Source organism: Bacteroides intestinalis DSM 17393 (genome assembly GCF_000172175.1).
Taxonomy (GTDB): Bacteria; Bacteroidota; Bacteroidia; order Bacteroidales; family Bacteroidaceae; genus Bacteroides; species Bacteroides intestinalis.
Genome location: NZ_ABJL02000002.1, coordinates 1 through 22,240 on the forward strand (window position 1 = coordinate 1; position 22,240 = coordinate 22,240).

General features: G+C 42.0%; 20 protein-coding genes, 1 tRNA gene and 1 pseudogene. 7 read left to right on the plus strand and 15 right to left on the minus strand.

What is annotated here, in order from left to right; genetic code table 11:
* Window positions 1–193 (plus strand): annotated as a pseudogene (locus tag BACINT_RS24300) (IS5/IS1182 family transposase); the annotation flags it as partial.
* An 84-nt stretch (window positions 194–277) separates the two neighbouring features.
* On the opposite strand, the gene BACINT_RS00955 reads toward BACINT_RS24300, so the two are convergent.
* From BACINT_RS00955 to BACINT_RS00995, 9 genes are all read right to left on the minus strand, one after another.
* The gene (locus BACINT_RS00955) at window positions 278–742 is read right to left on the minus strand and encodes an ExbD/TolR family protein (protein ID WP_007210400.1); all 465 of its coding nucleotides are present in this window, start codon (window positions 740–742) and stop codon (window positions 278–280) included.
* A complete protein-coding gene (locus BACINT_RS00960; protein WP_007659871.1) occupies window positions 742–1,335 on the minus strand; it encodes an ExbD/TolR family protein in 594 nt (197 codons plus the stop codon). The genes BACINT_RS00955 and BACINT_RS00960 overlap by 1 nt, the downstream gene beginning before the upstream one ends.
* A gap of 36 nt (window positions 1,336–1,371) precedes the next feature.
* Window positions 1,372–1,857, minus strand: coding sequence for a hypothetical protein (locus tag BACINT_RS00965; RefSeq protein WP_007659873.1), 486 nt, complete (start codon window positions 1,855–1,857; stop codon window positions 1,372–1,374).
* Window positions 1,858–1,862: 5 nt separating this feature from the next.
* A complete protein-coding gene (locus tag BACINT_RS00970) occupies window positions 1,863–2,666 on the minus strand; it encodes a MotA/TolQ/ExbB proton channel family protein (protein WP_007659875.1) in 804 nt (267 codons plus the stop codon).
* 80 nt (window positions 2,667–2,746) lie between these two features.
* A tRNA-Ser gene (locus tag BACINT_RS00975) sits at window positions 2,747–2,834 on the minus strand.
* 162 nt (window positions 2,835–2,996) lie between these two features.
* Window positions 2,997–3,776 (minus strand): TatD family hydrolase, encoded by a 780-nt coding sequence (locus tag BACINT_RS00980; protein WP_007659879.1) that lies wholly within the window; start codon window positions 3,774–3,776, stop codon window positions 2,997–2,999.
* The gene (locus BACINT_RS00985) at window positions 3,773–4,486 is read right to left on the minus strand and encodes a hypothetical protein (RefSeq protein ID WP_007659880.1); all 714 of its coding nucleotides are present in this window, start codon (window positions 4,484–4,486) and stop codon (window positions 3,773–3,775) included. The genes BACINT_RS00980 and BACINT_RS00985 overlap by 4 nt, the downstream gene beginning before the upstream one ends.
* Window positions 4,487–4,504: 18 nt before the next feature.
* The gene (locus tag BACINT_RS00990; RefSeq protein ID WP_007659881.1) at window positions 4,505–5,479 is read right to left on the minus strand and encodes a polyprenyl synthetase family protein; all 975 of its coding nucleotides are present in this window, start codon (window positions 5,477–5,479) and stop codon (window positions 4,505–4,507) included.
* Window positions 5,480–5,560: 81 nt separating this feature from the next.
* Window positions 5,561–6,247 (minus strand): energy transducer TonB, encoded by a 687-nt coding sequence (locus BACINT_RS00995; RefSeq protein ID WP_007659882.1) that lies wholly within the window; start codon window positions 6,245–6,247, stop codon window positions 5,561–5,563.
* 206 nt (window positions 6,248–6,453) lie between these two features.
* On the opposite strand from BACINT_RS00995, the gene porQ reads away from it, so the two are divergent.
* From porQ to BACINT_RS01020, 5 genes are all read left to right on the plus strand, one after another.
* Window positions 6,454–7,419, plus strand: coding sequence for a type IX secretion system protein PorQ (gene porQ / locus BACINT_RS01000; RefSeq protein WP_007659884.1), 966 nt, complete (start codon window positions 6,454–6,456; stop codon window positions 7,417–7,419).
* A 22-nt stretch (window positions 7,420–7,441) separates the two neighbouring features.
* Window positions 7,442–8,131 (plus strand): (d)CMP kinase, encoded by a 690-nt coding sequence (gene cmk / locus BACINT_RS01005; RefSeq protein WP_007659886.1) that lies wholly within the window; start codon window positions 7,442–7,444, stop codon window positions 8,129–8,131.
* A gap of 62 nt (window positions 8,132–8,193) precedes the next feature.
* The gene (locus BACINT_RS01010) at window positions 8,194–9,066 is read left to right on the plus strand and encodes a 4-hydroxy-3-methylbut-2-enyl diphosphate reductase (protein ID WP_007659888.1); all 873 of its coding nucleotides are present in this window, start codon (window positions 8,194–8,196) and stop codon (window positions 9,064–9,066) included.
* Window positions 9,067–9,166: 100 nt separating this feature from the next.
* Window positions 9,167–10,147, plus strand: a complete 981-nt coding sequence (gene pfkA / locus BACINT_RS01015) for a 6-phosphofructokinase (protein WP_007659890.1) — start codon at window positions 9,167–9,169, stop codon at window positions 10,145–10,147.
* A gap of 140 nt (window positions 10,148–10,287) precedes the next feature.
* The gene (locus BACINT_RS01020; protein WP_044154587.1) at window positions 10,288–11,949 is read left to right on the plus strand and encodes an IS1182 family transposase; all 1,662 of its coding nucleotides are present in this window, start codon (window positions 10,288–10,290) and stop codon (window positions 11,947–11,949) included.
* Window positions 11,950–12,013: 64 nt separating this feature from the next.
* Here BACINT_RS01020 and BACINT_RS01025 read toward each other — a convergent pair whose 3' ends face one another.
* The 6 genes from BACINT_RS01025 to BACINT_RS01050 all read right to left on the minus strand — a co-directional run bounded on the left by BACINT_RS01025 (window position 12,014) and on the right by BACINT_RS01050 (window position 20,137).
* The gene (locus tag BACINT_RS01025; protein WP_007659894.1) at window positions 12,014–12,859 is read right to left on the minus strand and encodes an SDR family oxidoreductase; all 846 of its coding nucleotides are present in this window, start codon (window positions 12,857–12,859) and stop codon (window positions 12,014–12,016) included.
* A complete protein-coding gene (locus BACINT_RS01030; RefSeq protein ID WP_007659896.1) occupies window positions 12,859–14,079 on the minus strand; it encodes an NADH:flavin oxidoreductase in 1,221 nt (406 codons plus the stop codon). The genes BACINT_RS01025 and BACINT_RS01030 overlap by 1 nt, the downstream gene beginning before the upstream one ends.
* A 37-nt stretch (window positions 14,080–14,116) precedes the next feature.
* Window positions 14,117–14,878 (minus strand): DUF1295 domain-containing protein, encoded by a 762-nt coding sequence (locus BACINT_RS01035; protein WP_007659898.1) that lies wholly within the window; start codon window positions 14,876–14,878, stop codon window positions 14,117–14,119.
* Window positions 14,879–15,371: 493 nt separating this feature from the next.
* Window positions 15,372–16,715, minus strand: coding sequence for a citrate/2-methylcitrate synthase (locus BACINT_RS01040; protein WP_007659900.1), 1,344 nt, complete (start codon window positions 16,713–16,715; stop codon window positions 15,372–15,374).
* 25 nt (window positions 16,716–16,740) lie between these two features.
* Window positions 16,741–17,889 (minus strand): NADP-dependent isocitrate dehydrogenase, encoded by a 1,149-nt coding sequence (gene icd / locus BACINT_RS01045; protein ID WP_044154606.1) that lies wholly within the window; start codon window positions 17,887–17,889, stop codon window positions 16,741–16,743.
* A gap of 4 nt (window positions 17,890–17,893) precedes the next feature.
* Complete coding sequence (locus BACINT_RS01050; protein WP_007659903.1) at window positions 17,894–20,137, minus strand: aconitate hydratase; 2,244 nt, start codon at window positions 20,135–20,137, stop codon at window positions 17,894–17,896.
* Window positions 20,138–20,319: 182 nt separating this feature from the next.
* Here BACINT_RS01050 and BACINT_RS01055 point away from each other — a divergent pair, with 182 nt between their 5' ends.
* Window positions 20,320–22,209: an AAA domain-containing protein gene (locus BACINT_RS01055; RefSeq protein ID WP_007659905.1), complete on the plus strand. Its 1,890-nt coding sequence runs from the start codon at window positions 20,320–20,322 to the stop codon at window positions 22,207–22,209.
* Window positions 22,210–22,240: the final 31 nt, after the last annotated feature.

Below are 22,240 nucleotides of genomic sequence, written 5' to 3' on the forward strand. Positions count from 1 at the left end.
AGAAGACAAGGTTACGATGGACTTTGCTTTCTTTGCTATAGCTTTTAATATCAAAAAAATGTGCGCTAAACTACTAAAAGCAGGAAAGGGAGGGACTGCACGCATTATATGTATTCTTATCAGAACAATTATGACGCAATATACGAGGAATATAGCCGCGTATTACCAAATTAGTGAAAAAAGAGTCGCATAGAAGAAAAAAACATTTAAATATAAAAAAGGAGATGTGCCTTAGTTTTGACACATCTCCTTTATTTTTTATAGTTTGATTAACTTCTTACTGACGCGGTTGCGCAGAATAGTTAAGTTTCAATGCATAAGCTTTACGAAGAGCTTCTTTGATATCTGTAACGATACCCATTTTCGTATCTTGGTCAACTTTCAAAGAAACAGTCATCTGAGGCTGATCTTCCTCCTTCATACTGGCACGTTCACCAATAATGTAGTCCTGAATTTCAGCAACTTCAGCATAGCTATCATTCAATTGGATACGGCTTTCATTGCCCAGTTTCTTACGAAACTCAGCTGTAGGTTTTCCTACATAGATAAACGTAACCAAAGATTTCTTTTCCAGTTTTTCCAATTCTGTAGCTTGCGGAACCTTAAACTCAACCTTTAATGTTACCTCACGCATTGTTGTTACAATCATAAAGAAGAACAACAGAGTAAAGATAAGGTCAGGCAGAGAAGAAGTATTCAACGCAGGCATTTCGCGTTTACCAGTCTTATTAAATTTTCCCATTACTTCTTTTCTCCGTACTTTTTAGGTTCTGCCTCAGAAATCTTCTGAGGATATACATCACGAATTGCTTTTTGTTGATCTTCATCCAAAGCGGCATAATTTTTGCCAAACTTTTCCTGAGACAATTCTTCTCTCAGCTCATTATAAGCAGCCACCAGTTCATTCTGAACAGCCAAATATGCCTTGTAGGAAGATCCACGGTCGCAACGCAAAGAAACTACATGCTTTTCCGTAACCTGCATAGTGCCAAAGAAAGGTATCTCTTTTGCATGCTTTTCCGGTTTGGTTTCATCATTATACGGGTTAGCAATAAATTCTTTTGCCCTATCTCTCAATTGATCTACATTGATGTACTCTCCATTGGCCATGAGTTGGTCATTCATGTTCAAGAAGACTGTCATCACGTTACGCTCCTTAACCTTATCTGAATCATCATTCTTCTGGTCTTGTTCAGGCGGTGGCGGCAAACGTCTTGCCAAACCACGGTCCGTATCCATAGAAGTCGTAATCAAGAAGAAGATCAACAATAGGAAAGCAATATCCGCTGTAGAACTTGAGTTTATATCAGGAACTTTTCTTTTTCCTTTTGCCATTGTAATTACTCCATTAGATCGAGTTCCCTCAATCGATTATGATAATTTCTTTTTAATACTACTGAAAAGCATTGCAAGAACAGTTGCTCCCAGTAAGAAATAAATAGTATACAGGAACATATCAGTAACCTTTAGCCAGAACGGAACATTATCAGTTCCACTATAACCTGGTATATTCATCTGTTCTCCACTACCCATAGACCAAGCAACGATCATTACGACAACCAATAAAATAACACCTAGTAGTGATTTCAAAGCTTTTACAGGATTATCTTTTAATGCGCTACCAAATTGCAGGATAAACGCAGCTACCATTGCAACAACAGTCAAAGCAAACAAACCATACATCAAGTACAGCAGACTTTCTGTCTGTGCAGGCTGCCACATCTCGGGATCAACACCCGCCAGTACTGCATCGCCCTGAGCATCTCCACCGAAGTAGAATAAGCCCAATACTACTAAAATAGCGGCGAATAAAACATACAGTACGTAATATGATACTCTATATGATAATTTAGCCATTTCTCTTATTTTTTGTATTTCAAGTTATATTTGATAACCATATCCAACAGAGTGATAGAAGAATCTTCCATTTCGCTGGTCAAAGCCTCGATCTTAGACAGGATATAATTGTAGAATACCTGCAGAATCAAAGCAACGATCAAACCGAAAATAGTTGTAATCAAGGCAACTTTCATACCACCTGCTACAACCGTCGGAGAGATATCACCTACTTGTTGGATCTTATCAAATGCCTGCACCATACCAATTACAGTACCCAAGAATCCCAAAGACGGAGCCATTGCGATGAACAGTGTGATCCAAGAGCAACCTTTTTCCAAGTAACCAGCTTGTACACCACCATAAGATACTACTGACTTCTCAACTACGTCAAGACCTTGATCAATTCTCAATAAGCCTTGGTAATAGATAGAAGCGATAGGACCTCTTGTATTACGTGCGATGTCTTTAGCAGCTTCTACGTCGCCTTTTTCCAAAGCAGCTTCAATAGCAGCCAAGAATTTCTTTGTGTTGATTTCAGCCAAGCTCAGATAAATGATACGTTCAATACAGAATGCAAGACCGATAACCAAAGCGATAGCAACCAAACTCATGAAAGATGCAGTACCTTCAATAAATTTAGTCTTGATTTCCTTGTGAATACCACCTTCTTCTGCCTCTACAGTAGCATCACCAGCAGGAGCTGCTTGAGCTGCAGGAGCAGCTTGTTCTGTTTGTTCAGCTGCAGGAGCATCTTGAGCCTGAGCAAGTTGAGTTGAGCCAAATGTTAAGACTCCCATCACAGCAACAATTGCAAATAACTTTTTCATTGTGTGTCTAATTTTTAAGATTAATTAATTAAATTGTTTATTATATTCATTTATTATTTTTGTTTCCTTCTTTCATTCTGCGGAGAGACGGGGATTCGAACCCCGGATACCCTTTAGAGGTATACACGCTTTCCAGGCGTGCCTCTTCAACCACTCGAGCATCTCTCCAATAGACGCCTCTTTCAAAAACGGCTGCAAATTACAAAAAAAATGCGAACCACAAGCGTTTTCAGCTACAAATGTATTCTTTTTTTCGTTCTTGCCCCTCATTCTCTCCGTTTTATCTTTAATAAAATCTCAAAATTAATAAACTTTAAAATCTTTACGATGTTATTTGAGCATTCCAAACACTTTTAAAGCGTTCTCGGAAGTAACACGTCCAACGGCCTCCGGAGACATCCGGTAGATATCAGAAACCTTCATCAAAGTATCCTTCACATAGGCGCTTTCATTTCTCTTACCACGATTCGGAACCGGAGTGAGATAAGGGGAATCCGTTTCAAGAACAATCTTCTCCAAAGGTATTTTAGTCAAAACTTCCGGAAGGCGCGACTTTTTAAAAGTGACCACACCATTAATTCCAATTAGAAAACCTGAAAACTCCAGAATCCGGGCAGCCTCATCATCAGTACCCGTGAAACTGTGGAAAACTCCTTTTAAAGAAGTATTCTTGTAAGGTTCCAGTACATTATATATATAGCCAAAGGCATCCCGACAATGAATAACGACAGGAAGGTCATATTCCAAAGCCCAATTGATTTGCTTATCTAATACAATCTGCTGTTCTTTCAGAAAAGTTTTATCCCAATAAAGATCCATACCAACCTCCCCTATTGCAATATACTTATTGAAAGACCTTAGTTCACGAGCCACAATCTCCAGTTCTTTTTCATAATCGGCATTAACAGAAGTAGGATGCAGTCCTATCATAGGAAAACAATAATCATTATAGGTATTACATACCGATAACATTGAATCAATTGTCGTACTGTCGATATTAGGCATAAAGATATGAGTGACTCCTGCAGAACGGGCACGCTCAATAACTTGCGGTAAATCTTCTGAAAATTCTTCTAAAAAGAGATGGGAATGTGTATCTATCAATCTCATTTGTTTACTTCTTCTTTTCGTTTTTCACCGGTACGGTAATAGTAAATTAATCCGTAATCACGGCACAAATCCAAACGTTTCTCATTTGGAGAAACATCTTCAAACTTTTTTTCAACCTGGTTCCAAATATCTAAAATCAATTCATCTGCTGTGGTTCGCATAGCAGAAAGAGATTCTAAACTACGCGCTGTCAAAGCTTGCAGATTTTTTTGTCGGTCATAACTATCTGTAAAGATATCATAATGCACTCTAACCTTGGCTATTGTAGGATTATAAATAGGAATTCCGCCCTGTGAAGTTCGTTTAGCCTCTCCATCTATAATTTTTCGTCCCCATTCCACTAATGCTGTTTCTGTTGATAAATCCGGAACATTTGTACTATCTCCCGGTAAGCCATAATATGCTTTGTGAGCAACACGTACTTCCGAACGTATTACAGCTAAATTCAATACCTGAATAAAATGAGATACATACAAACGCGCCATCTTTACATTGGCCTGATGCTTATGACCAGCCTGCGACTGACGTTCAAAACATTGCAAATAATAAGACTGGGCAGCCTCAAACCTCGTCAAGAAATTCCGGGCCTCTGTCAACGTCTTCAGGGAAACTGCCAAATCATAAAGGTTCTGGACATCAGCTTTCGCAACCACTGCTTTCAGTGCCCGTATTCTCGCCTGATCTGTATTTGGTAATCTTCTATAAGGCATAAATCCAAAAAGACACTATTAAACCTCTCTATGCATCAAATTCTCTATTACCTTTTTAAGTTCTTCTTTCTTTTCCTCTGCAACACTGACAGCCGCTAAACTTTCCATCGCACGATTGCTATACTCCAACATTTGATTCTCACAAATAGCTTTTACGCCAATCTGATTATAGAGTTCCGTAACGGCAGCAATCTTCTCAACGGGTTGAAAGGCTTTTGCATGAACCCAATAATTTAACTGCTCACGTTGACTTGAATCGGCATGTTCAAATGCCTTAATCAGCATATAAGTTTTTTTATTGCAAAGGATATCTCCACCAATATTTTTCCCAAAGACTTTGACATTACCATAAACATCCAAAAGATCATCTTTCAATTGGAAAGCAACTCCTATTTGCATTCCAAAATCATACAAACGGTCTGCATCTTCTACTGAAGCACCTCCCAAACGGGCACCGATTCGCAAACTTGCAGCTAATAAAACTGCTGTTTTCAGACGAATCATTTCCAGATATTCTTCCGCCGCTACATCATTTCTCTGTTCGAACTCCATATCCATTTGCTGACCTTCACATATTTCAAGGGCTGTTAGACTAAAAAGATCCATGACTTCCTTCAAAAAGGATGGAGAACATTCTGCCATAAATTGATAAGCTAAAATCAACATTGCATCGCCCGAAAGAATCGCAGTATTATCATTCCAGACTTTGTGGACCGTTTCTTTGCCTCTACGACGATCAGCACGATCCATCAAATCATCGTGAAGAAGGGTATAATTATGATAAACTTCAATACCTATAGCCGGAGCATAGATACGAGTCACATCTTCCTGATACAAATTATAAGCCATCAACATTAATACCGGGCGAATTCGCTTTCCACCCATAGACAGAACATATTCCACCGGAGCATACAATCCCTTTGGAGTACGCGTAAACTGTAAATCAGTAATATGAGAATTAATTTTTTCGAGAAGCTCGGAAGCTGTAAACATAGTGATTATAAATTAAGGAGAATAGTAAGAATAAAAAGAGGCTGCTTTATCGGCAGCCTCTTTATTTATATAGATAACGTATTACTGCAATCTGAACATTACAGGCACTGTATATTTAACGCGTACAGGTTTACCGCGCTGCATACCGGGTTTCCACTTCGGCATAGTACCAATCACACGGAGTGCTTCTTTATCCAAATACGGGTCAACACCTCTTATGACTTTAGCGTCTACAATACTACCGTCCTTATTAACAACGAATTGTACTGTTACACGACCTTGAGTACCGTTTTCCTGTGCAATAGTAGGATATTTGATGTTCTTGCTCAAGAATTGCATCAAACCAGCCATACCACCATTCGGGAATTCAGGCATTTGTTCTACAACCTCAAAAATGGTTTGTTCTTCCGGTTCTTCTTCAACAACAGTTACAGGCACATATTTTACCTCTACTGCCTGACCTGTTTCCTCAGAAGAAGCGATCACTGTTTCTTCCACATCAGCATCATCAGCTACGATTTCCAATGTTTCGTTAATCGGAGCTACTTCTGGAGGAGGAGGAGCGACCTTTTCTTCCTGTTCAGTAATAGGAACCATTTCTTCCTCAAAATAGAGATCAGTAAGAGCCTGGCTTGTATCGATCTTGATATCGCGCTTTGTCCATTCAAATGCTATAAACATAAAAGCCAGCACAATAACATAACCAATAAGCATCCAAGTCGATTTTTTGTTCTCCAAATCTGCTTTAGGTGTTTTCTTAATTTCCATAATTATAATATTATTTTAACGTGTTTCTCATTTTGGGCAAATATAGTACTTTTTCTGCAAAACGTTCATCCGTACTATCTTTTTTAAGACAATATGCACCCATTTTTGTTTTTTTTATCCTTCAAAAAGCACACCTGCGCTTTTGTGCCACAAATGTAACGAGATATTTTAAAAATACCGTATCTTTGGCAATAATTTTAAATGAAATGTTGAAAAAGTCTTTTATTACGGTGCTACTACTACTGATTTTCTCCGTTTTACGTGCGCAAGACGGAACCAGCGCCTTCCAATTTTTAAAGCTTCCTTTTTCTGCCCACGCATCGGCATTGGGTGGAGAAAATATTTCTATTATAGAAGACGATTTAACGATGGCTGTCCAAAATCCCGCCCTTCTTTCGTGTGTAGCGGATAAAACTCTCAACCTGAATTACATGCTTTATATGGATGGTGTCAATGTTGGAGGAGCCGCATTCGCACGTACAGCAGGCGAGCGTTCCACTTGGGCGGTAACCGCTCAATATGTAAATTACGGAGAGTTAAAAGAAACCACCGAAGAAAATATAGAAATCGGCACTTTCTCTGCCAAAGATATTTCCATATCGGGCATTTATACCTATGATTTAAGTGATTATTGGAGTGGTGGTGTCCGCACAAACTTCATTTATTCTCATTATGATAAGTACTCTTCATTCGCAATTGGCATTGATTTGGGATTGAATTACTATCATCAGGAGTCAGACTTTTCCGCTTCACTTGTTGCACGCAATTTGGGAGGACAACTGAAAGCTTTCGAAGAAAGACATGAAAAGCTACCTGCCGACGTACAGCTTGGTTTTAGCAAACGACTGGCACATGCTCCTTTCAGGCTCTCATTTACTCTACATGACCTGACACAATGGAGTACATCAGCCACAGCAGCAAACAATTTTGGAAAGAAATTGTTAAATCATATCGCCCTTGGCATTGATTTTCTCCCAACCAACAACTTTTACCTGGCAGCCGGATACAACTTCCGCCGTGGAGAAGAAATGAAAATAAACGGCTCCAGCCATTGGGCGGGTTTTACTTGTGGCACAGGTATTCAATTAAAACGATTGAAATTAGGGATGGCATACGCCAAATATCATGTGAGTTCATCCTCACTTATATTTAATTTGTCATATACCTTATAATATATAAATAGTATAACTCAACATGAAAAAGATAACTATCGCAATCGACGGTTTTTCCTCCTGTGGAAAAAGTACCATGGCAAAAGATCTTGCCCGTGAAATAGGTTACATATACATAGACAGTGGCGCCATGTATCGTGCAGTCACTTTATACAGTATAGAAAATGGCATCTTTAAAGGAAATGAGATTGATACGGAAAGACTTCAGAAAGAAATTGGTAATATTCATATTTCATTTCAACTAAATCCGTTGAGCGGACGTCCTGACACCTATCTGAACGGAGTAAATGTAGAAAATAAAATCCGTAGTATGGAAGTTTCTTCTCGCGTCAGCCCTATCGCAACTTTAGGCTTTGTACGCGAAGCAATGGTGGCACAACAACAGGCAATGGGTAATTCCAAAGGTATTGTCATGGATGGACGTGATATTGGAACTACGGTTTTTCCCGATGCAGAACTAAAAATATTTGTAACTGCCACCCCCGAGATCCGCGCACAGCGTCGTTATGACGAATTGAAAGCCAAAGGACAAGAAGCCAGTTTTGATGAAATACTTGAGAACGTAAAGCAACGGGATTATATCGATCAGAATCGTGAAGTAAGCCCACTTCGCAAAGCAGACGACGCATTGCTGTTAGACAACACGACCATGACTATTTCTCAACAAAAAGAATGGTTACAAAAGCAATTCGATAAAACCGTTAAGGGATAAAGGAAAAAGGGTATAGCCCTTCCGATGACCTATTTACAATCTCTATATCAATATATTATATTATGGTAAAAGTAGAAATAGATGAGGGATCAGGCTTCTGTTTCGGTGTAGTCACTGCAATAAATAAAGCTGAAGAAGAGCTAACCAATGGCGGTACTTTGTATTGTCTGGGAGACATCGTGCACAATAGCCGTGAAGTGGAGCGCCTGAAAGAGATGGGCCTCATCACTATCAATCATGATGACTTTAATCATTTGCACGATGCCAAAGTTTTGCTGCGTGCCCATGGAGAACCGCCCGAAACTTATGAAATTGCCCGTCGCAATAATATTGAAATCATTGATGCCACTTGCCCGGTAGTACTCCGCTTACAAAAGAAAATCAAGCAAGAATATAATCAGAAAGATACCGAGGATAAACAAATCGTTATCTATGGAAAAACCGGTCATGCGGAAGTCCTTGGTTTAGTGGGACAAACTACCGGAGAAGCAATCGTTATAGAAAAGCTGGAAGAAGCTAAAAAACTGGATCTCACCAAGAGCATCCGTTTATATTCACAGACAACAAAGTCATTGGACGAATTCCAGAAAATCGTAGAATACATCAAAGAGCATATCTCGCCTGATGTCACATTCGAATATTATGATACCATCTGCCGGCAAGTAGCCAATCGTATTCCGAACATACGGAAATTTGCCGCTTCGCACGATCTGGTATTCTTTGTAAGTGGCAAGAAAAGTTCCAATGGGAAAATGCTGTTCAGTGAATGCAAAAAAATCAACCCTAATTCCCATTTGATAGACAGTGTTGAAGAGATAGACAATTCTCTGCTGACTGGAGCTTCCTCTATCGGAGTATGCGGAGCAACCTCCACTCCCAAATGGCTGATGGAAGAAATTTCAAAGGCCATTCAATCACGACTTACAGGACAATAAGTCACCGTTTTGAAACAACAAATTAACGTTAAATATGAATCACGCCCTCAGCTTTTTGCTATCTTTGCGTCGATTATTTAAACCAAACTAAAAGATTGTTATGGGAACAGTTAAGTGCATAGGTATTTTGACATCCGGTGGTGATGCACCGGGAATGAACGCTGCTATTCGTGCAGTAACACGTGCTGCTATTTACAACGGATTACAAGTAAAAGGTATATATAGAGGTTACAGAGGTCTGGTAACCGGCGAAATTAAAGAATTCAAAAGCCAGAACGTAAGTAATATCATACAATTAGGTGGTACTATCCTGAAAACAGCTCGTTGTCAGGAATTCACTACTCCCGAAGGACGCCAGATTGCGTATGATAATATGAAAAAGGAAGGCATTGATGCCTTGGTTATCATTGGTGGTGACGGTTCATTGACAGGTGCACGTATTTTCGCACAAGAGTTTGATGTACCTTGTATAGGATTGCCGGGTACTATCGATAATGACTTGTACGGAACAGATACGACTATCGGTTATGATACAGCTTTGAATACCATTCTGGATGCAGTGGATAAAATCCGCGATACCGCTACTTCTCATGAGCGTTTGTTTTTCGTGGAAGTAATGGGACGTGACGCTGGTTTCCTTGCATTGAACGGTGCCATCGCCTCAGGTGCAGAGGCCGCTATCATTCCGGAGTTCAGTACGGAAGTCGATCAACTGGAAGAATTCATCAAGAATGGTTTCCGCAAATCCAAAAACAGTAGTATTGTAATTGTTGCGGAAAGCGAACTGACAGGTGGAGCCATGCACTTTGCAGAGCGTGTGAAGAATGAATATCCTCAATACGATGTACGTGTTACCATCCTTGGCCACTTGCAGCGCGGTGGAAGCCCTACTGCTCACGACCGTATCCTTGCCAGCCGACTCGGTGCAGCAGCTATCGATGCCATCATGGAAGGACAACGGAACGTGATGATTGGTATCGAACATGATGAAGTAGTATACGTTCCTTTCACAAAAGCTATCAAGAATGATAAGCCAATCAAGAAAGACTTGGTAAATGTATTGAGAGAACTCTCTATTTAATTAGAATATAGTGAAATATGCAAAGAGGTTGTGTCAAAACTCTGGCACAACCTTTTTTATGCACAAAGCCCAGACTTTCGCAAGCCCGGGCTTTGCTATTACCCAAAGTTTTTGTATCTTTAGGCATAAAGTATTTCGTTATGGCAAAGTTACATTTTCGTCCTTACATTCCCAACCAAACCGTTCTTTTTCCTCAAAGAATTGATGAAAACATTGCGTCGAACGACCCGGTTCGCATAGTTAACACAGTTGTTGATACTCTCCATCTTGAAGGTTTCAATAAACTTTATAAAGAAACCGGCCGCTGTCCTTATCATCCTAAAATGATGCTTAAGGTAATTATCTACGCCTACATGAATAATATCTATTCGTGCCGTAAAATAGAGAAGCTTCTCTTGCGTGACATTCATTATATCTGGCTTGCCGGTAATGAGCATCCGGATTTTATCACCATCAATCGTTTTCGTAACCGTGTAAAGGAGGAGATAAATAATGTATTCACCCAGTTAGTTCTTGTCCTTGCCGACAAAGGTTTCATCAGTCTTGAGGTGGAGTATATCGACGGCACTAAGATTGAATCCAAAGCCAACAAATATACTTTTGTCTGGCGCAAGAGTGTTGAAAAGCACCGCACGAAGTTGCTGGACAAGATTCGTATCCTTCTGGAACAGGTGGACGAAGCCATTGCACAAGAGAACTCCGTAAAAGACACACCCGCCCAATTCACTCCCGCCATGCTCTCTGACATAGTGGATGAACTTAAAGAAGTCCTAGAACACCAGCCTGCCACAAAGGATAAGGAACAAAAGAAAGCCCTGCGCGAAAAGAAGAAACAGCTCAAGGAACTTGAAGGGTATCGTGACAAGCTGACGGAATACGACAATCATCTTGACACTCTTGGAGAACGTAATTCCTATTCCAAGACTGATCCTGATGCCACATTCATGCGTATGAAAGAAGACGCCATGAAGAACGGGCAGACCAAGCCCGGATATAATTTGCAAATAGGTACTGAAAAACAATTTCTCATAGACTTCCGACTGTTTCCCAACCCTACCGATACACTGACGCTCATTCCTTTCTTCCACTCCTTCCAACATCGCTATAACCGCTTACCCGCTGTCGGGGTGGCAGACTCCGGTTACGGCTCAGAAGAAAATTACCGGTTCATGCAGGAGAACGGGATAGAAGCCTTTGTCAAGTATAACTTCTTCCATAAAGAACAGCGTCCCCGTTATACTCCCAATCCGTTCCATGCGGAAAGTCTCCATTACAATACAGAAGAGGATTATTACGTTTGCCCTATGGGGCAGCGCATGAACCGTATAGGGACCAGACGTGACAAAACTGCAAGCGGATACATCACCGAAAGTGCACGTTATAAAGCACAAAATTGCGAGGGTTGTCCTTTGCGTGGCAGTTGCTTTAAAGCCCAGGGAAATCGTATTATAGAAGTCAATCACCGGTTAAACCAATACAAACGGCAGGCACGGGAAATATTGCTCTCAGAGGAAGGTATCAAGCATAGAGGCAGGAGGTGTATAGAACCGGAAGCTGTGTTTGGACAAATGAAATACAACATGGCATACCGCCGGTTCAGACATAAAGGAGAAGACAAGGTTACGATGGACTTTGCTTTCTTTGCTATAGCTTTTAATATCAAAAAAATGTGCGCTAAACTACTAAAAGCAGGAAAGGGAGGGACTGCACGCATTATATGTATTCTTATCAGAACAATTATGACGCAATATACGAGGAATATAGCCGCGTATTACCAAATTAGTGAAAAAAGAGTCGCATAGAGAAAAAAAACATTTAAATATAAAAAAAGGAGATGTGCCTTAGTTTTGACACATCTCCTTTGCATTATAGCCATTTTGCTACAATTTCTTCTGTCCTATCCCATAGTTCCTTCATCTGTACATGATGAAAGAATTTCTCTGCAAGCTGTTTAGGATGGCAACTTACATTCAACGTTCCGGTACGTTTTCCCGCATCTTCATCCAGCAACAAACTGATGGCCGTCGCTGCTCCTTGGCGAGGCGTACGTATGAAAGGGCGGAAAAAGATATCCGTCAACGGATCAAACCACATATGCATCGTAATGATTGGGGTGGAAACAATACCCGGATCGGCAGCATTGACAACAATTCCTTTTTCTTTCACCTTCTCCGATAGAGCTATTGTAAACAAAGTTAATGCCAATTTCGTATTACTATAAATCGGAATACGCCAGAAAGCGCCTTTCTTTCCACGCAAAAAGAAGTCAGGAAAATCCAGTTTACCGATGGCATAAGTGCAAGACACCATGTTTACAATCCGGCTTCCCTCCCCCATCAGTGGTAACAATTTACGAGTCAATAGATAAGGAGCTACATAATTGACACTCACTGTACGTTCCAATCCATCTTCGGTAATACGACGTTTCGTTTCCATAGTACCGGCATTGTTCATTAACAAGGTGATAGCTTCTCCACGCTGAAGAAGTTCATTGGCAAAAGAAGCCGTAGAAGATAAAGAAGCAAGATTGACCGGTACTATTTCCAATGCTATATTTCCTGTTTCCCGCATTATTAACTGACGCTTCTCTTCTGCGATTTCAGGATCACGACACGCCATAATGACTTTATATCCGGCGGTGGCAACAGCGCGTGTAATCTCCATTCCCATGCCACCATCTGCTCCGGTTATAACTGCAAGTTTCTGTTTCATTATCCTTTTGCTTCTATTTTTGTAATTTCCCGTTTCAAGCCAGCCGGAAGTTCTTCATTCAAATGCTGATGACATGCCATTTCAATGGAATACATCCGTGCAATACAATAATTACTATGTTTACAATTACAGCGTGCTTTCTCTTCTTCACGCATGCGGTTCACAAAACCCGGTTCATTAAGCAGGGCACGCGCCATCTGCACAGCTTCAAAACCATCATTCAGTACCTCATCTATTTTTTCACGCGAAACTAAACCACCTACATATACCAATGGTATCTTAATTCCTGCCCGGAACTTCATCGCATCTTCCAAGAAATAAGCCTCTTTGAAAGGAACGGTCGGTATCATCCACTTTCCTACCATTCGCACTCCATACTTCAGCCACCAGCAATTCATATAATGAGTCATAGTACGGATAGGCATCCGACCACGCATCACATACATAGGAGCCTTACTAACAAAGCCTCCACTTAATACTAATGCATGAGCTCCTGATTGCTCCAAGCGTTTTGCCACCTGCATAGTCTCATCCATTTCCATCCCGCCACGGAAACCATCACGCATATTCATTTTTACCAATACAGCCATATCCGTTCCGGCAGCTTTCATCACCTCCTCTATTACCATATCCATAAAGCGCATTCGATTCTCCAAGGAGCCACCAAAGCAGTCCTTACGGCGATTCGTATAAGGAGAAAGGAACTGAGAAATCAAATATCCATGTCCGGCATGTATTTCAACAGCATCAAAGCCTGCCTCACGAGCCAAATTCACAGCATGGCCGTACGCACGTGCCATCTCCGGCAATTCCTCTTTTTTCAAGCCACGAACAAAAGTCGGTGAGTAAAGATTGAAACCGGTGGAAGCTCCGACAGGAGTAACACCACAGATACTTTTATGTGACATATTGCCACAATGTCCCAACTGGATAGCTGCCGCTGCACCTTCGGCATGTACAGCATCAGTCAGTTCTTTTAATCCGGGGATAATTTCAGGCCGCATCCACAATTGGCGGTCGAACGACAAACCACTTTGGGTGACAGCTGCATAGGCCACAGTAGTCATTCCAACACCACCAGCCGCAACTGAACGGTGATAGTCGAGCAACATTTGCGAAGGGGCATTACCCGGACACATACTTTCAAATGCCGCCGAACGGATAGTACGATTCCGTAAAGTCAGCGGACCAAAAGTTACAGGAGTAAATAACTTGCTCATGAGTATTATTTATGATTTGTGATTTATAAGTGAGAGATTAATAGAGGAACGGAAAAACACGTTTCCGGTTTCCCACCGCATCTCCAAATTCCTCTTTATAACGATACCAGATGGCATTGGCACGAGGAACCAGGTTAGCCACTGTCCACCATAGGAAAACCAGTCCGGAGAGCGACCAGGTCAATATGGCCCATCCTGCCCATTCTATAATTTCACCAAAGTAATTGGCAGAGGTGACATAACGATACATCCCCTGCGATGGAAGGTAATGCCGCGTATCTCCCGGTTTACGAAGATGGCGAATTACATAATCCGAATACCAGTTGATTCCCATTCCGGTAAAGAATAGCAATACTCCAATAATAAACTGAGGAGTCATCAGCCACTCCGGTGGATAAAGAGTTTCAGGAGCCAGATAAAAAAGCCATTCTCCTTGCATAAAACCATTCAGGAGGTTGAACAGCATTCCCATCATCATAATGACAAGCGGCATACGACTCTTTCCCTTCAGCAGGAAAGGAAACACAAAGGCGCGTTGAAAATAATGTAATTGAAATAAGAGAAAGAAAATTAGGGGAGCAATTGAATTATATCGTGCTGAATTCCACCAAAGTAATAACATCACAATAAATACAGGTGCCTCCATCAACATCCATGCCAATTTATTATTAATGGAAATGCCCCAAGATGCAGTGCGAAACATTCCATATCCCGCTTTGACAAAATAAAGTGCGATAAATACAAACAGTGCGATGATGCTCATTGCACCAAGAAATAGCAGAAAAGTCCCTTGTTCCATACTTGTTTCGATTTAAGTACGGGCAAAGATATATAAAAAGGAGGAAAAAGAAAACTTCCTCCCCTTAATTAGTTTACAAAGACATTAGCGAATTATTTCAAAAACAATGAATTTTAAAATCAAAGTGATAAGTTTGCGGTTTACGTCAGAAATGGGTACAAAGTTACTTACAAAAGTAAACAGGATGAGACATAGTTGTATACTTAGGGTATCTCAGTATGATACTTAGGGTACCTCAGTCGTATACTGAGATAGGGTTATTATACGCTTCTAATAATCAACCAGTTACAAAAACGTTTTTTAACTTCAATAAATCAGAACAAACAGTTTAGAAAAAACGATCTCATTACTGTAGGGTTATGAACAAAATGTGATAAGGTGGTAGGGTGATAAAGTGATAACGGGATAACGCCCTGTGATATATAGCGCAGCCACTTTATCACCCTACCACCTTATCACTCTTTTATTCCTTCTTTTTCCGTTTTACTCCTATTTATCGCTTCTTAATAGGTACATAAACCGCATCTTCGAGTACATTTTTGTATGCCGGACGAATGATACGCTTACCTTCAAAATTCAATTCTTCATTACGGTGCGCACACCAGCCGACGATACGAGCCATGGCAAACAACGGCGTAAAAATTTCCTGTGGTAACCCAATCATTTCATAAACAAAGCCGGAATAGAAATCAACGTTGCTCGATACCGTCTTTCCATTGTTCTTCACACGACCGAAGGTTTCGATAGCACGTTCCTCCAAGAGTTCAAGGAAAGCAAATTCGCGCTCTTTACCCTTTTCCCGGGCAAGATCACGAGCCAATTCTTTCAGTAAGATAGCACGTGGATCGGAAATCGTATAAACAGCATGTCCGATACCATAAATCAATCCCGTCTTGTTATAAACTTCCTTATTCAGCATACGGGTGAAGTAAGTGTCGATCTCATCCACACTTGTCCAGTCCTGAATATTCTCCTGTAAGTGATGGAACATATCGGCCACCTGAATATTTGCACCGCCATGAAGCGGGCCTTTCAACGAACCGATACCTGCGGCAATGGATGAGTATGTATCCGTTCCGGTAGAAGAAGTAACACGAACCGTGAAAGTGGAGTTATTACCACCACCATGCTCAGCCTGAAGCACCAACAAAAGGTCGAGCGTACGCGCCTCCAACTGTGTATAATTACGTTTCAGCATATAGAGGAAATTTTCGGCAATAGAAAGATTTTCCTGCGGATGGCGAATATGCAATGAACGCCCGAAAGTGGCATGGCGCAGCATATTATATGCATAAGCAATAATAGTCGGGAACTTGGAAATCAAATCAATGCTCTGCCGCATCAGATTGTCACGGGAAGTATCATCGGCAGCAGGATCAAAACGATACATCTCAAGTACACTGCGTGCCAGAATATTCATAATATTACTCCCTTCCAGTTCGATAATATTCATCTTGGTTTTCTGCTCCAACGGCATATTATCATTAATCAGTTCACGGAAAGAAGCCAACTCCTCCTTATCGGGCAAATTACCGGACAGTAACAGATAAGCCACTTCTTCAAATCCGAAACGCTTCTCTTTAACAAAAGCATGAACAATATCCTCTACATCATAACCACGGTAGAACAACTTACCCGGGATAGGTTTCAAGCCACCGCCCGGAACACGTTCATAACCCACTACATTACCAATTCTGGTGAGCCCGACCAAAACACCCGTGCCGTCTTCATTGCGCAAACCGCGTTTCACATCAAATTTGGAGAACAGTTCAGTATCAATCCGAACCGCTTCCTTCATATTCTCGGAAAGCTTATAAACTAAATATTCCTTCTTCATTTTCGTATCGTTTTAATCGTTAGTATTATTTTTCAATTCTTTCCACTATCTCCCGAGTAAAGGCAGAAGTGGACAAAGAGACACCGCCGGGCATGAAGCGCGCCAAGTCAGCGGTAGCACGGGCATCAAGGAAACTTTGTTCCAGGGCATGTTCTATCAAGGAAGCAGATTCTTTCCAACCGAAGTATTCGAGCATCATTACGGCAGACAGAATGATGGAACAGGGATTCACAATATCTTTGCCTGCAATATTCGGTGCCGTACCATGGGTGGCTTCAAAGATAGCATGTCCGGTCTGGTAGTTGATATTTGCTCCGGGAGCAATGCCGATACCGCCCACCATGGCAGCCAACTGATCGGAAACATAATCTCCATTCAGATTAAGAGTAGCAATCACAGAGTATTCTTCAGGAATCAACAAGGTATTTTGCAGGAAAGCATCCGCTATGCAGTCTTTTATCACCAGCTTTCCGTCAGCCAATGCTTCTCCAAATTCACGTTCAGCCAATTCGTAGCCCCACTTTTTGAAACCACCTTCGGTAAACTTCATAATATTTCCCTTGTGCACCAATGTCACGGAAGGCAGGTTATTCTCAAGTGCATACCGACAGGCAGCCCGCACCAATCGTTCCGTTCCTTCTTTTGAAACAGGTTTCACACCGAAAGAAGATGTCTTAGGGAACCGTACTTTCTTTACCCCCATCTCATCGTGCAGAAACTTATAGAACTTCTCTGCCTCCGGTGTACCGGCTTCCCATTCGATACCTGCATAAATATCTTCCGTATTTTCACGGAATACACACATGTTCACCTTCTCCGGATGACGAACCGGAGAGTGAATGCCCTGATACCAACGAACCGGTCGCAGGCATACATACAAGTCCAGTGTCTGGCGCAATGCCACGTTTAGTGAACGGATACCACCACCGACAGGTGTAGTCAGCGGACCTTTGATACCCACTTTGTAATCACGGAAAGCTTCCATCGTTTCATCAGGTAACCACAGGCCACATTTTTCAAAAGCCCGTTCGCCTGCCCACACTTCCATCCATTCAATTTGCCGTTGTCCGCTATATGCTTTCTGCACGGCAGCATTCACAATAGCTTGCATAGAAGGAGTAATTTCAACTCCTACCCCATCACCGGTAATAAAAGGTACTGTAATTTTATCCATCTTTCTATCTTGCATTAAGAGCAGAACCGGCACGGAACCAGCCTATCTGCTGTTCATTATACGTATGTTGAGCCTCGAAGCTATCCTTAGTACCATCTTCGTGGTGAAGGACAATCTTAAGATTACGGCCGGGAGCAAAGTCCGTCAATCCGATTACCGAAATCAAATCATGTTCCTGAATCTTATCATAATCGGCTTTATCCACAAAAGTCAATGCCAGCATACCTTGTTTCTTTAGGTTCGTTTCATGGATACGGGCAAAACTCTTTGCCAGGATCACACGGACATTCAGGAAACGGGGTTCCATAGCAGCATGTTCACGACTGGAACCTTCACCATAGTTTTCTTCGGCTACTACAATGGAAGAAATCCTTTCAGACTTATACATCTTTGCCGTACCGGAAACCGGACCGTACGTATTAGTCGAACGATTCCAGACACTGTTAGTTTCTCCATTGAAAGCATTCACAGCACCCATCAGCATATTGTCTGAGATATTCTCCAGATGTCCACGGAACCGAAGCCACGGACCTGCCATTGAGATATGGTCTGTAGTACACTTGCCCTGTGCCTTAATCAGTAATGGCATATTAAGCAAATCAGTTCCTTCCCAGGCAGGGAATGGTTGTAACAATTGGAGTCGTTGTGAATGAGGGTTCACATTGATTTCCGTCTTCTCACAACTGGGAGCCATATACCCTTCACTACCTTCGGCAAATCCTTTCGGCGGCAATTCTTCACCCACGGGCTCGGAAAGCTTTACCTTTTCTCCTTCGCGATTCACCAATACATCTGTCAGCGGATTGAAACAAAGGTCTCCGGCAATCGTCAGTGCCATCGTCAATTCGGGGGAAGCGACAAAGGCATACGTATTCGGATTACCGTCTGCACGTTTGGCAAAATTACGGTTGAAAGAGGTTACGATAGAATTCTTACGAGTAGGGTTGTCTGTCTCACGTTTCCACTGACCAATACAGGGACCACAGGCGTTTGCCATAATTGTAGCACCGACTTTCTCAAAAGTATCTATCATCCCATCCCGCTCTGCCGTAGCACGTATCCGTTCGGAACCGGGGTTCACAATCAGGGGAGCAGCTACTTTCAGATGTTTCTCTTCAACCTGGCGGGCCAGGGAAACGGCACGACTTAAATCCTGATAGGATGAATTGGTGCATGAACCTATCAATCCGACTTCCATCTTACGCGGATAACCGTTAACCAATACTTTTTCTGCTAACTCAGAAATAGGCGTAGCGGCATCGGGAGTAAAAGGACCATTAATATAAGGTTCCAGCCTGGAAAGGTCAATCTCAATTACCTGATCGTAATACTTCTCCGGGGCAATCATGATGTCGGCATCTGCACGAAGATCCCCCGCCACAGAATCAGCCATCTCTGCCACTTCTTCTCTTCCGGTAGCTTTCAGATAAGTAGCCATACGATCATCATAAGGAAAAAGTGACGTGGTGGCACCGACTTCGGCACCCATATTACAAATAGTTGCCTTACCGGTAGCGGACAAAGAAGCCGTGCCCGGTCCAAAATATTCAATGATTGCATTTGTACCACCTTTAACCGTCAGGATACCTGCCAACTTCAGAATTACATCTTTGGGAGCCACCCAACCATTTAGTGCACCTTTCAGATGTACACCAATCAAGCGAGGCATTTTCAATTCCCATTCCATACCGGTCATCACATCCACCGCATCGGCACCGCCGACACCGATAGCAACCATACCCAAACCACCTGCATTGGGTGTATGAGAGTCCGTTCCTACCATCATTCCACCAGGAAATGCATAATTTTCCAATACTACCTGATGTATAATACCCGCACCCGGCTGCCAGAAACCGATACCGTATCGGGAAGAAACATCACGCAAGAAATCGTATACTTCTTCATTTGTCTTGGTAGCAGTGGCAATATCTTCCCGAGCTCCTCTATAGGCCTGTATCAGATGGTCGCAATGTACTGTCGAAGGTACGGCAACTTGTTCGCGACCTGCATTCATAAATTGCAGCAATGCCATTTGTGCGGTTGCATCCTGCATTGCTACACGGTCAGGGCGGAAGTTTACATAATCTTCTCCCCGTTTGTAGTCTTTTACTCCCTTCTCATCAAACAGATGAGTATACAAAATCTTTTCTGCTAATGTCAGCGGACGTTGCAGTACCGCCCGCACGTGTTCCATTTTCCCCTTATAAGAAGCATAAAAGGCCTTTAACATAGTTACGTCATACACCATAATCACATTTATTTTTTAGTTTTTCAATATTGTAAAGATTACAAATTAATATAATAAACAAACTAAAATCGTTAAAGGTTTAACAAATTAAAACTTTTCTTCCTTCAAAAGCGAAGAATGATTACCTTTGCGAAAAATTTGGGCGATAAATGATAATTTATCAGCCTCTATCATTATTATATATGAATAACAAGTTCCCTTCTCCAACCGATCATCTTCAGCGACAAGAACTGCTCCTGCGTATGGAATATGAATTCGAAAAAGAAGAATTCAAAAGGCAGACTGAAACCATGGGTATCGCCCGCAAGGTGAAACGGGGACTCTGTTGGTATCCTGCCACTCCCGGACGAAGTTACTACAATTCGCTGAATCAATTAGTAATAGAAATTACACATACGGAGGATACTGATATAGAACATAATTTTGAATTCGGGCGTCCCGTCTGTTTTTTCCGCAAAGGATATGATGGGAAGATTACTTATTTCAATTCCATCGGTACCATCAGCTATGCCAACGAAACCCGCATGGTTGTTGCGATGCCCGGTGCAGGTGCTATACTGGAAGTGCAATCTGCCGAAAACCTCGGAGTGCAGCTTTATTTTGATGAAACGTCCTACCGCACTATGTTCGAAGCCCTCTCCGATGTAATTCGTGCCAAGGGTAATCGATTAGCAGAATTAAGAGATATTATGTTGGGAACTCTGAAACCTGGATTCCGTGAACTTTACCCTGTCCGTTTTCCCTGGCTGAACTCCACACAAGAGAATGCAGTGAATAAAGTGTTGTACTCACGTGATGTCTCTATAGTACACGGCCCTCCGGGAACAGGAAAAACTACTACTCTTGTAGAAGCCATCTATGAAACATTACACCGCGAACCTCAAGTACTGGTTTGCGCCCAAAGTAATACAGCTGTCGACTGGATCAGTGAAAAACTCGTAGACCGTGGTGTGAATGTTCTGCGCATTGGTAATCCTACCCGAGTAAATGACAAGATGCTTTCTTTCACGTATGAACGCCGCTTTGAAGGACATCCGGCTTACTCTGAATTATGGAGTATCCGCAAAGCCATACGTGAAATGGGCGGAAAACATCGGGGCAGTTATGAGGAACGGGAAAGTGCCCGCAATCGCATGAGCCGTCTGCGTGATCGTGCCACACAATTGGAAATACAAATCAATGCCGATCTTTTCGACAATGCCCATGTCATAACCTCCACCCTCGTCAGTAGCAATCACCGCATATTAAACGGACATCGCTTCGGTACACTCTTTATTGATGAAGCCGCTCAAGCCTTAGAAGCTGCTTGCTGGATAGCTATCCGCAAGGCCGACCGTGTAGTGCTGGCAGGCGATCATTGCCAGCTTCCACCTACTATAAAATGTTATGAAGCTGCCCGTGGAGGACTGGAATCTACATTGATGGAAAGAGTCGTTGCCAATAAACCCAGTACCGTCTCCCTATTGAAAGTACAATACCGTATGCATGAGGAGATCATGAAATTCCCCTCACAATGGTTTTACAACGGAGAACTGGAAGCGGCTCCGGAAATACGATACCGCGGCATTCTCGATTGGGATACGCCTATCAGTTGGATAGATACCTCTGAAATGGACTTTAAGGAAGAATTCGTAGGTGAAACCTTTGGGCGTATCAATAAAGCAGAAGCCGATTTGCTGCTTCAGGAATTAAAAGTTTATATTAACCGGATCGGCGGAAAGCGTGTCTTAGAAGAACGGATTGATTTCGGTATCATCTCTCCTTACAAAGCGCAGGTGCAATATCTCCGTAATAAGATTAAAGCAAGCGGGTCACTCAAACCCTATCGCAGTCTACTCACAGTTAACACTGTAGATGGTTTCCAGGGACAGGAACGTGATGTCATCTTCATCAGCCTTGTACGTGCCAATGAAGAAGGACAGATAGGCTTCCTCAACGACCTGCGAAGAATGAATGTCGCCATAACCCGTGCCCGAATGAAGCTGGTGATACTGGGTGAAGTTAATACACTAAAGCATCATAAATTCTATCACAAACTTATTGAGCATATCCAACAGATTTCAAAAACATAAAAAAGATTGCGCAACTTCATACAAGTCATTT